Source organism: Anaerovorax odorimutans DSM 5092 (genome assembly GCF_000426305.1).
GTDB lineage: Bacteria > Bacillota > Clostridia > Peptostreptococcales > Anaerovoracaceae > Anaerovorax > Anaerovorax odorimutans.
In genome coordinates this window covers 175,325-187,393 of the sequence record NZ_AUFC01000002.1, presented here as the reverse complement: position 1 = coordinate 187,393, position 12,069 = coordinate 175,325, and the positions used below count along the sequence as shown (strand labels likewise).

General features: G+C 29.4%; 15 protein-coding genes. 5 read left to right on the top strand and 10 right to left on the bottom strand.

The annotated features are described in order from the left end of the window. Positions 1-137 precede the first annotated feature (137 nt). Genes K292_RS0102600 through dapB form a run of 3 tightly spaced genes read left to right on the top strand, consistent with a single transcriptional unit; the run spans position 138 to position 2,839 of the window. A complete protein-coding gene (locus K292_RS0102600) occupies positions 138-1,130 on the top strand; it encodes an aspartate-semialdehyde dehydrogenase (RefSeq protein ID WP_027398527.1) in 993 nt (330 codons plus the stop codon). Positions 1,131-1,175: 45 nt separating this feature from the next. Continuing rightward, positions 1,176-2,054: a 4-hydroxy-tetrahydrodipicolinate synthase gene (dapA, locus tag K292_RS0102595; RefSeq protein WP_027398526.1), complete on the top strand. Its 879-nt coding sequence runs from the start codon at positions 1,176-1,178 to the stop codon at positions 2,052-2,054. Positions 2,055-2,086: 32 nt separating this feature from the next. Continuing rightward, on the top strand, positions 2,087-2,839 hold the full coding sequence (gene dapB, locus K292_RS0102590) for a 4-hydroxy-tetrahydrodipicolinate reductase (RefSeq protein ID WP_027398525.1): 753 nt from the start codon (positions 2,087-2,089) through the stop codon (positions 2,837-2,839). A 178-nt stretch (positions 2,840-3,017) separates the two neighbouring features. Here the strand turns inward: dapB and rpmF are convergent, their stop codons facing one another. From rpmF to K292_RS0102540, 10 genes are all read right to left on the bottom strand, one after another. Further along, complete coding sequence (gene rpmF / locus K292_RS0102585; protein ID WP_027398524.1) at positions 3,018-3,200, bottom strand: 50S ribosomal protein L32; 183 nt, start codon at positions 3,198-3,200, stop codon at positions 3,018-3,020. 70 nt (positions 3,201-3,270) lie between these two features. Then, a complete protein-coding gene (locus K292_RS0102580) occupies positions 3,271-4,473 on the bottom strand; it encodes an acetate/propionate family kinase (RefSeq protein WP_027398523.1) in 1,203 nt (400 codons plus the stop codon). Between the two features lie 128 nt (positions 4,474-4,601). Next, the gene (locus K292_RS0102575; protein WP_027398522.1) at positions 4,602-5,819 is read right to left on the bottom strand and encodes a nucleotidyltransferase; all 1,218 of its coding nucleotides are present in this window, start codon (positions 5,817-5,819) and stop codon (positions 4,602-4,604) included. Beyond that, the gene (locus K292_RS0102570) at positions 5,794-7,005 is read right to left on the bottom strand and encodes a hypothetical protein (RefSeq protein ID WP_027398521.1); all 1,212 of its coding nucleotides are present in this window, start codon (positions 7,003-7,005) and stop codon (positions 5,794-5,796) included. Before K292_RS0102570 ends, K292_RS0102575 begins: the two co-directional genes overlap by 26 nt. A 42-nt stretch (positions 7,006-7,047) precedes the next feature. After that, positions 7,048-7,578 (bottom strand): ATP synthase subunit B family protein, encoded by a 531-nt coding sequence (locus tag K292_RS0102565; protein ID WP_027398520.1) that lies wholly within the window; start codon positions 7,576-7,578, stop codon positions 7,048-7,050. Beyond that, positions 7,578-8,081, bottom strand: coding sequence for a pantetheine-phosphate adenylyltransferase (gene coaD, locus K292_RS0102560; RefSeq protein WP_027398519.1), 504 nt, complete (start codon positions 8,079-8,081; stop codon positions 7,578-7,580). Before coaD ends, K292_RS0102565 begins: the two co-directional genes overlap by 1 nt. Then, positions 8,078-8,656 carry a 16S rRNA (guanine(966)-N(2))-methyltransferase RsmD gene (rsmD, locus tag K292_RS0102555; protein ID WP_084145871.1) on the bottom strand — a complete coding sequence of 193 codons (579 nt, stop codon included), beginning with the start codon at positions 8,654-8,656 and terminating at the stop codon, positions 8,078-8,080. The genes coaD and rsmD overlap by 4 nt, the downstream gene beginning before the upstream one ends. 129 nt (positions 8,657-8,785) lie before the next feature. Beyond that, on the bottom strand, positions 8,786-8,992 hold the full coding sequence (locus tag K292_RS0102550; protein ID WP_027398517.1) for an alpha/beta-type small acid-soluble spore protein: 207 nt from the start codon (positions 8,990-8,992) through the stop codon (positions 8,786-8,788). Positions 8,993-9,084: 92 nt separating this feature from the next. Continuing rightward, positions 9,085-11,130: an ATP-dependent DNA helicase RecG gene (gene recG, locus K292_RS0102545; protein WP_027398516.1), complete on the bottom strand. Its 2,046-nt coding sequence runs from the start codon at positions 11,128-11,130 to the stop codon at positions 9,085-9,087. A gap of 22 nt (positions 11,131-11,152) precedes the next feature. Beyond that, positions 11,153-11,542, bottom strand: a complete 390-nt coding sequence (locus K292_RS0102540) for an Asp23/Gls24 family envelope stress response protein (RefSeq protein ID WP_027398515.1) — start codon at positions 11,540-11,542, stop codon at positions 11,153-11,155. Positions 11,543-11,690: 148 nt separating this feature from the next. On the opposite strand from K292_RS0102540, the gene K292_RS18455 reads away from it, so the two are divergent. Further along, positions 11,691-11,852 carry a hypothetical protein gene (locus K292_RS18455; RefSeq protein ID WP_156900447.1) on the top strand — a complete coding sequence of 54 codons (162 nt, stop codon included), beginning with the start codon at positions 11,691-11,693 and terminating at the stop codon, positions 11,850-11,852. Between the two features lie 3 nt (positions 11,853-11,855). Then, entirely contained in the window at positions 11,856-12,032 is a 177-nt protein-coding gene (locus tag K292_RS18450; RefSeq protein WP_156900446.1) for a hypothetical protein, read from the top strand. Positions 12,033-12,069: the final 37 nt, after the last annotated feature.

Below are 12,069 nucleotides of genomic sequence, written 5' to 3'. Positions count from 1 at the left end.
ATAAAAGTTTATACAATGATATATGTTAGTTTATTATAAAATTAATTAATAATTTATATAAATTATTAAAAAGTGTAGCACAAAGCACTGAAAATAGTATATAATAAAACATTATATAAAAATGGAGGGACAAAAGAATGAACAAGAAACCAAATTTGGCAATCGTTGGAGCTACAGGACTTGTAGGTAGCACATTCCTAAAGGTATTAGAGGAAAGAGATTTCCCTTTTGATAACCTATATATGATGGCATCTGCAAAGTCTGCAGGAAGCACAGTTACATTTAAAGGAAAAGAATACGTGGTAGAAGAGCTTACAGAGCACTCTTTTGATAAACCAATAGATATTGCTTTATTCTCTGCGGGAGGTTCTACAAGTGAAAAGTATGCACCAATTGCAGCTGCTCATGGATGTATTGTAGTTGATAACAGCAGTGCTTGGAGAATGAATGAAGAAGTACCTCTAATAGTTCCTGAGGTAAATCCTGAGGATGTTTCATGGAATAAAGGTATAATTGCTAATCCAAATTGCTCAACAATACAAGCAGTAGTACCATTAAAACCACTTCACGAAAAATATAAAATTAAACGAGTTATTTACTCTACTTATCAAGCAGTATCCGGTTCAGGATTAAAAGGTATTAATGACCTTAAAGAAGGATTAAAAGGAAATGATATCATGAAAGCATATCCTCATCCAATTGCAGGAAATTGCTTACCTCATATTGATGTATTCCTTGAGAACGGATATACAAAAGAAGAAATGAAAATGATTAATGAAACACATAAAATTCTTGGAGATGACTCTATTGCAGTAACAGCAACTACAGTTCGTGTTCCAGTATTTGATTCACATAGTGAGTCTATAAATGTTGAATTTGAAAAACCATTTGAAATTGAAGATGTTAAGACTCTTTTAGCAAATTATCCGGGAATTGTAGTACAGGATGATCCTGCAAACAATGTTTATCCTCTTGCTAGAGACGCGGCAGGAAAAAATGAAGTATTTGTAGGCAGAATAAGAAGAGATTTCAGTGTGGAAAACGGAATTAATATGTGGGTTGTAGCGGATAATATCAGAAAAGGTGCAGCTACAAATGCAGTTCAAATAGCAGAAAAACTAATTAAATAATTTAACATATTTTATTATCCAATTAAGTGAAAGGAAGTGCTCTATATGACACTATTCACGGGTGCGGGAGTTGCAATGGTTACTCCATTTAAAGATGGTAAAGTTGACTTTCCTAGCCTAAGCAGTCTCATTGACTGGCAAATTTCTGAAGGTACTGATGCAATCATAATTTGCGGTACTACAGGAGAAGCTTCAACACTTAATGATAAAGAACACATAAAAGTTGTTAAATATACGGTAGAAAAAGTTAAGTCAAGGGTTCCAGTTATCGCAGGCGCAGGTAGTAATGATACAGCGCATGCCATTTATATGAGCAAAGAGCTTGAAAAATCCGGTGCAGATGGTCTGTTATTGGTAACCCCTTACTATAACAAATGTACACAAAAAGGGCTTATTGACCATTACCATGCTGTAGCAGATTCAATTGATATTCCAATAATATTATATTCTGTTGCAGGAAGAACTGGCGTAAATATAAGCCCTTCTACTGTTTTTGAACTTGCTAAACATCCAAATATCGTAGGAATTAAAGAAGCAAGCGGAAATATGTCTCAAGTTGTAGAAATTGCAAAATGTGTTTCACCTGATTTTGGTCTTTATTCAGGAAATGATGATATGATTGTTCCTCTGCTATCTGTTGGTGGTTGCGGTGCAATTTCCACAGTTGCCAATGTGGCTCCAAAAGATACACATAATATGGTAATAGAATATTTAAACGGTAATATAAAAGAATCCGGAAACTTACAATTGAAAATGAAGCACCTTATTGATGCAATGTTTGTAGAAGTAAACCCAATACCGGTTAAAGCAGCTCTTAGCCTTATGGGTAAACTAGAACTTGAATATAGAATGCCTCTATGCCCTCCTAGCGATAACTCAATGGAAATAATAGAAAAAGAAATGAAAGATTATGGATTAATTTAAACATATAATCAACAGACAAAGGAGTAATAATTATGATAAAAGTAATTTTACACGGTTGCAATGGTAAAATGGGTAAAGTTTTACAAAATATCATTCAAGAGGATAATGAAATGGAAGTAATAGCAGGTTTTGACCAGAATAAATCAAATGAACCTGTTGATTTTAAGATTTATACATCTCCAAATGATTGCGATTTAAAATCAGATGTTATAATTGATTTTTCTCATTATACTGCAATTCCAAGCTTACTTGATTATTGCGTTAACACAAAAACACCAGTAGTAGTTGCAACTACTGCTCTAGGAGATGACGAAAAAAAGCTGCTTTTAGAAGCCGCAAAAACTATACCTGTATTTAATTCTTTCAATATGTCACTTGGAATTAATACAATATCTAAAATGCTTCAAGTAGCAGTTCCAATTTTTGAGGAGAATTTTAATACAGAAATTATTGAAAAACACCATAATAAAAAAGTAGACTCACCGAGTGGAACTGCCTTACTTCTTGCAGATTCAATTAATAAGGCTTGCTTGGTTAAAAAAGATTATATCTTTGGCAGACATGGGAAAAATGATGAATGCAAAATAACAGATTTAGGTATTCATGCAATAAGAGGTGGAAGTCTTCCGGGTGAACATACTGTAATATTTGCAGGCCCTGATGAAGTTATAGAAATAAAACATACAGCTTATTCAAAGAATATATTTGCTGTAGGAGCTGTTAAAGCTGCAAAATTTTTAGCAAATCAAAAACCAGGTCTATATTCCATGGAAGATTTAATTTAATTATATAAAAACAAAATAAAATGAAACAGTGAAAACTTCACTGTTTCATTTTATTTTTATTTTTTATTTCGTTTAATACTCTTAATATCTTGTTTAATGTATACTGAATTGATACCAAGATGATAAGTAATACTGCTGTTATGAAAAAGATAAAATTATCATTAATCATATTCATAGTTTATGCCTCAGAAGCAACAACTTCCTTACCGTCGTAGTAATTGCAATTCGGACATACTCTATGTGGAAGTTTAGGCTCATGACACTGAGGACATACTGATAATCCTGGTGCTGCCATCTTCATATTTGGTGATCTTCTCTTGTCTCTTCTAGCTTTGGATGTTTTTCTCTTTGGAACTGCCATTTTCTACACCTCCTTGTCCCTTAAAACTAACTCCTAAATTATATATGCTATAGTTATTAGTTGTCAAGTCTTATTTTTTGCCTTGTACTAATTTTAAAGTATCTTTGGCAATCATAAGCTCTTCATTTGTAGGTATTAATAGAATACTTACTCTTGAGTCATCTCTACTTATGATAGTTTCTTTACCTCTTACTTTATTCTTTACTAAATCAAGCTTAATTCCTAGATTTCCAAGTTCATTACATATAATATCTCTCATGCCTATATCATTTTCACCAACACCTGCTGTAAATACGATGGCATCTACTCCATTCATTTCTGCAATATATGCACCAATGTAAAATCTAACTTTATGTGCAAAAACTTTAAGTGCAAGTGCTGCTCTTTCATTTCCTTCTGCTACAGCTTCTTCCAGATCTCTAAAGTCACTACTTACACCTGAAATTCCTAACACTCCAGATTTTTTATTTAAAATATTTGTTGATTCTCCTGAAGGTAATTTTTCCTTCTTTTTAATAAATGATACAATAGCAGGGTCTAAGTCACCTGATCTAGTACCCATAACAAGTCCTTCAAGAGGAGTGAATCCCATACTTGTATCTATACACTTACCTCTCTTAATAGCTGATACAGAAGCTCCATTTCCAAGATGGCAAGTAATAATCTTTAAGTCCTTAATATTGACTCCTAAAATATGCGCTGTTCTTTCAGCAACATATTTATGACTTGTTCCATGAAAACCATATCTTCTTATTCCATATTTTTCATAATATTCATATGGTATAGCATATATATATGATTCAGGAGGCATAGTTTGATGAAATGCTGTATCAAAAACTGCTGCCATTGGTGTATTTGGCATCAACTCTTTACAAGCTGCAATACCTAAAAGATTTGGCGGATTATGTAGAGGAGCTAATTCTACACAATCTTCAATATCAGAAATAACTTCATCATTAATTAATACTGAATGAGCATATTTCTCTCCTGCATGTACAACACGGTGTCCTACTGCACCAATTTCATCCATAGATTTTATTACTCCATGGCCTTCATCTATCAAAGCTTCTAGAACATGGCCTATAGCATCTTTATGTGTTTCCATTGGCGTAATTAATTTATACTTATCCATGCCTGTTTTTTCATGTGTTAATGCAGAACCTTCTATTCCGATTCTTTCTACTAACCCTTTGGCAAGCACTGTTTCATTTGTCATATCAATAACTTGATATTTAAGTGATGAACTACCACAATTAATAACTAATATTATCATTCAACTTATCCCTCCGTTTATTATTTAATCAACTTATATTATTATAAGCTTTATACAGTTTTTTTCAAGAGTTTTACATAAATTCAGAATCAATAATTTCTTTGTTTCCGTAATTTACCTAAAATGTTTTATTTAATGTATGGTTTCTTTATGAAATCTGAATTTTTAATTAAATTTCCGTCTCCTATTAAATTATAAATATTAGATGAAAATATATCATATTTTAAAATCTTTTGTATGGATTCCTCTTTTGCTGTTTCTTTATTTATATTGGTTATAATAGGTATTTTAGTTAGTTGTCTTTTTTTTATGCAATTTAAAAGAGCTGCTCCATTTTTATTAAAACCTAATACTCGTCCATAAATTTTGCCGTTTTTTTCTATATCAAAGAATTCTTCTTTTGTTAGATTAAATAAAGTATGTATAAGAAGTCTTTGTATTCTGGTAAATGGATATCGTTTTGTTTTTATATTTTTTATAAGCTCTTGCATATTAGAACTTTTTTCTGTTTGATTTTTTAATCTGTTTTCAAGACCTTCTCCCACTGAAAAAATTTCAGACAATTCTTCTTTACTGTTCTTTACAATCTGATATGACAAAACTTCATATAAATCATCCATTTTTACTTTTATTTTTGTCGTTTCTTCTAAAATTTTAAGTGTATTTAATGGAATATGTTCAGATATTTTTTTAAAATCAAAATTGATTTCCAATTCTCTACGAATTGCCATAGCACTGGATAAATCTTTTGACATCTTTAAGTCACTATAATCAGATCCTTTTCTTTTTATAGTGATAGGTATAATTTTGCTCTCATTAAGAGATAATTGTTTTAAATATTCAATTCCTAAAATATTATTAGATTTTCTTATTATTTCCATTGTTTCTAGATCCATGCATTTTGCCAAAGCGTTTTCCCTTGCTTTTGGATAAGATAAACCTAAATCTAAAAATTCTTTTAAAAGCTTCTTATATTCTTCACTTTCATTTGTTATTTCTTTTGAAATAAGCATTAAATCTTGTATTTCACCTGATTCACTTCCAAAAGATAAATGTGTTATACAACCTAGGCCGTTTAAAATTTTAATTGCACCTTTCGCAAAATATTCAGCATTATTACATGCATAAACAAATGGAAGCTCAAGAACTAAATCAATTCCATTATTCACAGCCATTTTTGCTCTCAACCATTTATCTGCCATTGCAGGTTCTCCGCGTTGAGTAAAATCTCCACTCATAACTGATACTGTGTATTCAGCTCCTGTTATCCTTTTTGATTCTTCTAAATGATATAAATGCCCATTATGAAATGGATTATATTCAGATATTATCCCCAGTACCTTCATGAGAACTCCTATGTTCTTTATATTTTTGAAGTCTGCTTTCAATAAATATTAAAATCATAAATATTACTATAATAATTATAACCATTTTTGTTGAAAACATTAAACTATAGACTGAACCTAATTTTTTTGTAACAATTTCATTTGAAAATGCTCCTGTATTAATTACATCTATACTTAAAATAAATGGAGCGGTACAAAAAGCTATAAATCCGGAAAATATACTATGAGTAAATTTAGTCCAAATATAATAAAATGGGCTTATAGATAATCCTGAAAGCATACTCATAGATTGAGCAAAAATAGATAAACCTCCCCAAGAAATTATAACAGAACAAATAATGCATTTTAAAGTTAATGAAAGATTTGGTAATATAGAAATGCTACTGCATCCTATTGTCATTTCAAAAAACCCTTTTATAATACCTTTTCCAATATAGCAATTTATGAAATTTAATAAACCTGAAAATTGAATAAAATCTGTAATCAAAGTAAATAAAACAATATAGCCGCATATAATTCCAAGAGCTTTAAAAGAAGATATAATAGAATCTGTAAATATATCTAGAAGACTGCCTTTTGGTAATTTAATTAAATGATGTTTATCTTGTTTTTGAACATTATTAATATATGTATTTTTATTAGTATAGAAAGGTTTTTTTAATACTTCAAAAATATTAAATATTATGCCGTTTAAAACAGCTCCCAAATAATGGGATAGGGCAATAACAACACCTGCTGCAGGGGAAAATAACATACCTGCTCCAACTGTTCCAAGCATAAATAAAGGTCCTGATGTACTGCAAAAGGTTAACATTCTTTTTGATTCTGCTTTTGTTATTTCACCTCTTCTTGCCATATCACCTATAAGTTTAGCTCCCATAGGATATCCAGAAGTAATACTTATTGTAAAAACAAAAGCAGATGCTCCTGGTGCACCAAATAATTTTCTAAAAGGTTTTTCAAATAAATGGCCAATTAGAATAGGAAGACCCAGTGCTGTAATAAAATTTGCACATATAAAAAAGGGCAGTAATGCAGGTAAAACCGAGCTTGCCCATAAAGCAACTCCTTTTTGTGCGGCATTTAAAGAAATAGTGGGAAATAATATCATTACAATACATCCCATACTTGCAATAACACCAGCTATTATATATCCAGTTTTATTAAAATTATAATTCTTATTCATGCTAAATTTTATTCTTTCAGCATGAGTTTTATACCTCTTTATTTATTCTTCATTTTCTACTTGAGCTCTGTAAGCCATCTCTTTAATTTCATTTCTGTTTTCAGAAATTGTTGAATTTATTTCTTCAAAGGTTTTCTGCAAATTATTGAACATATCATGGAAATATACACCATTTAATTGATCCATTTTGTCCTGAAAATTAAACAAAATACTGTCTATATAGTCAAAAGTACTCATTTTTAATGATTTAACATTAGATTCTGCTATTCGCATAATCTCATCTGCCCTAATCTTTGCTTTCACTGTAATATCATCATTCTCTATTAAAGCTTCAGCCTGCATCTTTGCATCTTTTAAAATTGTTTCATACTCTTTTTTTGCTTCGTCTAATATTCTTTGTCTTTCATCTTTTATCCATTGTGCCTGCTGAATTTCATCTGGAAGTTCAACTCTTATTTCTTTTACTATTTCTAAAATTTCTTCTGCATCTACTAAAATTTTACCAGTTAAAGGAAATCCAGAACTGGTATCAACTATTTCTTCTATTTCATCTAGTAACTCAAGAACTTTCATTACTTTTTACCTCCCATATCTCCCTTTAATTTATAAGTCATATATTCCAAAACTTCCTCCGGTACCAAACCTTTAATATTACCATTTAGATTAAATACTTCTTTTATCATGCTTGAGCTGACAAATGAATAATCCGGACTCGTCATCAAAAAAATCGTTTCTACATTCTCATTATATAATCTAGCATTCATATGCGCCATTTGTATTTCGTATTCAAAATCCATAGTAGCTCTTAAACCTCTTACTACTACATCAATATTATTTTGTTTTACATAATCAGCAAGCAATCCGCTGAATGAATCAACTTCTACATTATTCAAATGCTTTGTTGATTTAATTATCAAGTCTTTTTTTTCTTTTTCTGTAAAAAAAGATTCTTTAGACGGATTTTTTATTACACCTACTATTAATTTATCGTAGAGCTTTGCGGCTCTGTTAATTAAATCTAAATGTCCATTTGTAATGGGATCAAAAGAGCCTGCATAAAGAGCTTTTTGTATCATGTATTTTCCTCCAAAATTTTAGTAAAAATAGTAATTGAAATAGATCCATATTTCTTTTCTTTTAACTTATGAAAACCAAAAGCTTGTCCTTCAATTATATCATTTATACCGTGTTCAGCAACAATGATTCCATCATCGTGTAAAATATTTTTTTCTGAAATTGATTCTAAACTATCTTCAACTAATCCCATATTATAAGGAGGATCAAGAAATATAATCTGAGGCTTTTCTATTATTTTATCTAATACTCTTTGAAAATCTCCTTGTATAACGCAAGATTTTGATTCAACCTTGCAATATTTTATATTTTGTAAAATCAAACTAATACTTTCTCGTGATTTATCTCCAAAATAGCAATACTTAGCCCCTCTGCTAATTGATTCCAGGCCTAAATTTCCTGTACCTGAAAATAAATCAACTACGGTGGCATCTTCAATATATGGTGCTATAATATTGAAAATTGATTCTTTTACCTTGTCAGTAGTTGGTCTAACTCTACTATCTTTTGGCGTAATTAATTTTCTTCCTTTTAAATCTCCGGCAATAATACGCAAATTAGTATTTCCTTTCTTTATTTCTAAAATTTATTTTACCATAATGTAAGAAAATAGCAAGAAAAAAGAATAAGACAGAAAATATCTTGTTTATATAATATAAACCATTCTGTCTTATCTTTTTAATTTAAACTATAATTTTTATCTCTTTTAGCTATTTGTTCCTGATAATTGCTGTTCAGCCATTTCAACTAATTTTTTAGTCATATATCCGCCTACATAACCATTTTGTCTAGCAGTAAGGTTGCCTTTATCCATAGATTGATAATTTGATAATCCTAGTTCACTTGCAATTTCAGTTTTTAAATTATTTAATGCAGGTTTTGCATCAACTTTCATTTTTTTCTGTAATGTCATTTTTATCACCTCCTGTTATATTCTTAATTTAACCTGATGGTAATAAAGTATTCGATGTAATAATTTCTTTTCATGGTTAGTTTTGGATTAATCTATATATTTATATTATCAATATTTTTAAATGTCATTATAATTTTTTCTTTAATTTTTTTATTGTTTTCATCAATTAAAAATTTATCTTTTTCTAATAATAAATTAACTTCTTTTTTTGTAGTGTTTAAAATTTTAATATGTTTAGCTAAATCAGCAATTTTTAACTCTGGTACTCCGTGTTGTTTAATACCAAAAAATTCTCCTGGCCCTCTTAATTCTAAATCTTTTTCTGCAATAATAAATCCATCATTTGTAGAAGTCATAATTTGGGCTCTTTTTTTTGCAATATCTGAATTGCTTTGATTTACCAATATACAATATGATTGATAACTACCTCTTCCTACTCTGCCCCTAAGCTGGTGAAGTTGTGAAAGACCGAAACGTTCTGAATTTTCTATGACCATTATTGTTGCATTAGGAACATTTATACCTACTTCTATAACTACAGTTGATACTAAAATATTAATTTCACCTGCATTAAATTGTTCCATTACAGTATCTTTTTCACTTTGTTTCATCGCCCCATGTAACAAATTTATTTTATATTCTTTAAATATATTTTTTAAGTCTTCATAAATACTTACAGCAGACCTTGCATTAATACTATCGGATTCATCAATTAACGGTGCCACAACATATACTTGTCTGCCTTTTTTTATTTCCGTATTCAAAAAACCGTATGCTGCTTTCCTTCCTTTAGAGTTAATTTCTTTAGTAATTATCTCTTTTCTTCCGGGAGGCATTTCGTCTATTAATGAAATGTCCAAATCGCCGTATAAAATTATAGCTAGAGTTCTTGGAATTGGAGTTGCAGTCATAACTATTATATCTGGATTTTTACCTTTATCAGAAAGAAGATTTCTTTGATTTACTCCAAATCTATGCTGTTCATCAGTAATAACTAACCCTAGGTTAAAAAATTTAACATATGGTTGAATAATTGCATGAGTTCCAATTAATAAATCTATTTTCCCCATTTCAAGATCATTTAAAATCTCTTTTTTTTCTTTTATTTTTATACTGCTTGCTAAAAATCCCACTGATATATTGTATTCGTCAAAATCTTTTTGCAGATTTTCATAATGTTGTCTTGCAAGAATTTCTGTAGGTGCCATCATAACAGCTTGATATCCGCTTTTTACAGCTTTATAAATAGCTGCCTCAGCTATTACTGTCTTTCCTGAACCTACATCGCCTTGAACCAATCTGTTCATAATCTTTTGTGATTCCATATCTTTATTTATTTCTTCAATAACCCTAGTTTGAGCTTTTGTTAGATTATAGGATAAATTATTAGTAAAGCTCTGCATTTCAACTTTTTTAGAAAAACATATTCCTTTTCCATCAATTTTATTTTTGTTACGTATGGATAAAAGTCCAAGTTGGAGTAAAAATAATTCATCAAAGATTAATCTATATTTAGATTCTTTCAGTTTTTGTTTATTTTCAGGAAAATGAATATTCTTTATTGCATATTTAATATCACAAAGCCTGTTTCTTTCAATTATACTGTAAGGCAAGTATTCTTCTAAATCGTTTAATTCCGAAATAACAATCTTTTGCCATTTTCTTAAATCTTTTTGAGTGATACCCTTTGTCAAAGCATATACAGGTAATATATTAAGGTTTTCTTCCTCCTTTATTTTTGAAATATCCGGATGAAGCATACTTTTTTTCCCATTTAAAATATTTACTTTTCCAAAAAATTCATATTCATAATTTTTTAATAATACTTTTTCTAAATAGTTTGCATTGAAAAAAACTATTTCTATTGAACCTGTATTATCCTCGATAAGAAGTTTTAATATCTGCTTTTTTCTTTTGTTTCTGTTATTTGTTTTACTTATTGATGTTACTTTTCCCTTTAATAACGCTGTTTCTCCATTATTAATATTATTAATATTTTTTATATTACTTCTGTCTTCATAATCTCTTGGATAGTAATTTATTAAATCTTCTTTAGTTTTTATACCCAATTTTTCAAGAGCAATTGCCTTCTTAGTCCCAATTCCCTTTATTGTTTTTATCTCATCATTGATTCCCATTTTTAAACCTTAATTAGCTTTGCTACCCTTTAACTTCTATATTTCTTCTTGCAATTTGTTTAGAGACCATTCCTGCTACAATGATTGAAACAGAATTAACTTTAATGCTAGCGTATTCTTCTATATTTTTTTTAATTTCTTGTATTAATAATTTTGTTACTGTTTTAATACTTGTACCGAATTTTATTACTACATAAATTTTAATATCAAGACCCTCTTCTCCCAACTCTATATCCATGTAATTTATATCATCAATACCACCAATTTTAGCTACTATACCTCGTGATTTCCCCTTATGATTAGACAGTAAAACTTTACCATGAAAGCTATCAACAGTTTGTGTTATAATCCTACCTACCACAACCTTTTCTATAGAAATATTTCCATCCGATGTTTCTATTTTATAAAACAAATTTACCGTCTCCTTATTACTATTTTAAATTTATATTATTAATTATATAATAACGTAATTTTATCATATAAATACTATATTTTAAATTTATTTTTTTCGATGCACAATAAACAAGTTTTAATCATATAATAATAACGGGTGATGTTCATTGATAAAGATTAGGAAGAATGTGCGGTTTAAGATTCTTGGTATAGCAATGGCTATCACTGGCGGAGTTATTGTTATTCATACTATTCCTTTGATAGGCTGGTATATTATACTTATAGGACTTGTCTTTGCACTATTTATTATTATATATTGGGGGACATAACATATGAAATATAATAAAAAATGTTACTATAGAAAAAGAGGCGAAATAGAACTTTTTGGATTAATTTTATTAGTTATAGGTATTATAACTTTATGCGCTTTTCTTTTGCCTTCAAAGATATGGTTACTGATTATGGGCGGTCTTATGATCTTCTGTGGATATAAATTATTTACATGCTAAAAAACCTGCAATAAACTTGCAGGTTTTAATTTCTAAA

What these genes read in the sequence shown, in the direction of transcription:
- K292_RS0102600 (WP_027398527.1), top strand. Translation starts at nt 138, where the DNA reads ATGAACAAGAAACCAAATTTGGCAATCGTTGGAGCTACAGGACTTGTA.
- dapA (WP_027398526.1), top strand. Translation starts at nt 1,176, where the DNA reads ATGACACTATTCACGGGTGCGGGAGTTGCAATGGTTACTCCATTTAAA.
- dapB (WP_027398525.1), top strand. Translation starts at nt 2,087, where the DNA reads ATGATAAAAGTAATTTTACACGGTTGCAATGGTAAAATGGGTAAAGTT.
- rpmF (WP_027398524.1), bottom strand. Translation starts at nt 3,200, where the DNA reads ATGGCAGTTCCAAAGAGAAAAACATCCAAAGCTAGAAGAGACAAGAGA.
- K292_RS0102580 (WP_027398523.1), bottom strand. Translation starts at nt 4,473, where the DNA reads ATGATAATATTAGTTATTAATTGTGGTAGTTCATCACTTAAATATCAA.
- K292_RS0102575 (WP_027398522.1), bottom strand. Translation starts at nt 5,819, where the DNA reads ATGAAGGTACTGGGGATAATATCTGAATATAATCCATTTCATAATGGG.
- K292_RS0102570 (WP_027398521.1), bottom strand. Translation starts at nt 7,005, where the DNA reads ATGAATAAGAATTATAATTTTAATAAAACTGGATATATAATAGCTGGT.
- K292_RS0102565 (WP_027398520.1), bottom strand. Translation starts at nt 7,578, where the DNA reads ATGAAAGTTCTTGAGTTACTAGATGAAATAGAAGAAATAGTTGATACC.
- coaD (WP_027398519.1), bottom strand. Translation starts at nt 8,081, where the DNA reads ATGATACAAAAAGCTCTTTATGCAGGCTCTTTTGATCCCATTACAAAT.
- K292_RS0102550 (WP_027398517.1), bottom strand. Translation starts at nt 8,992, where the DNA reads ATGACATTACAGAAAAAAATGAAAGTTGATGCAAAACCTGCATTAAAT.
- recG (WP_027398516.1), bottom strand. Translation starts at nt 11,130, where the DNA reads ATGGGAATCAATGATGAGATAAAAACAATAAAGGGAATTGGGACTAAG.
- K292_RS18450 (WP_156900446.1), top strand. Translation starts at nt 11,856, where the DNA reads ATGAAATATAATAAAAAATGTTACTATAGAAAAAGAGGCGAAATAGAA.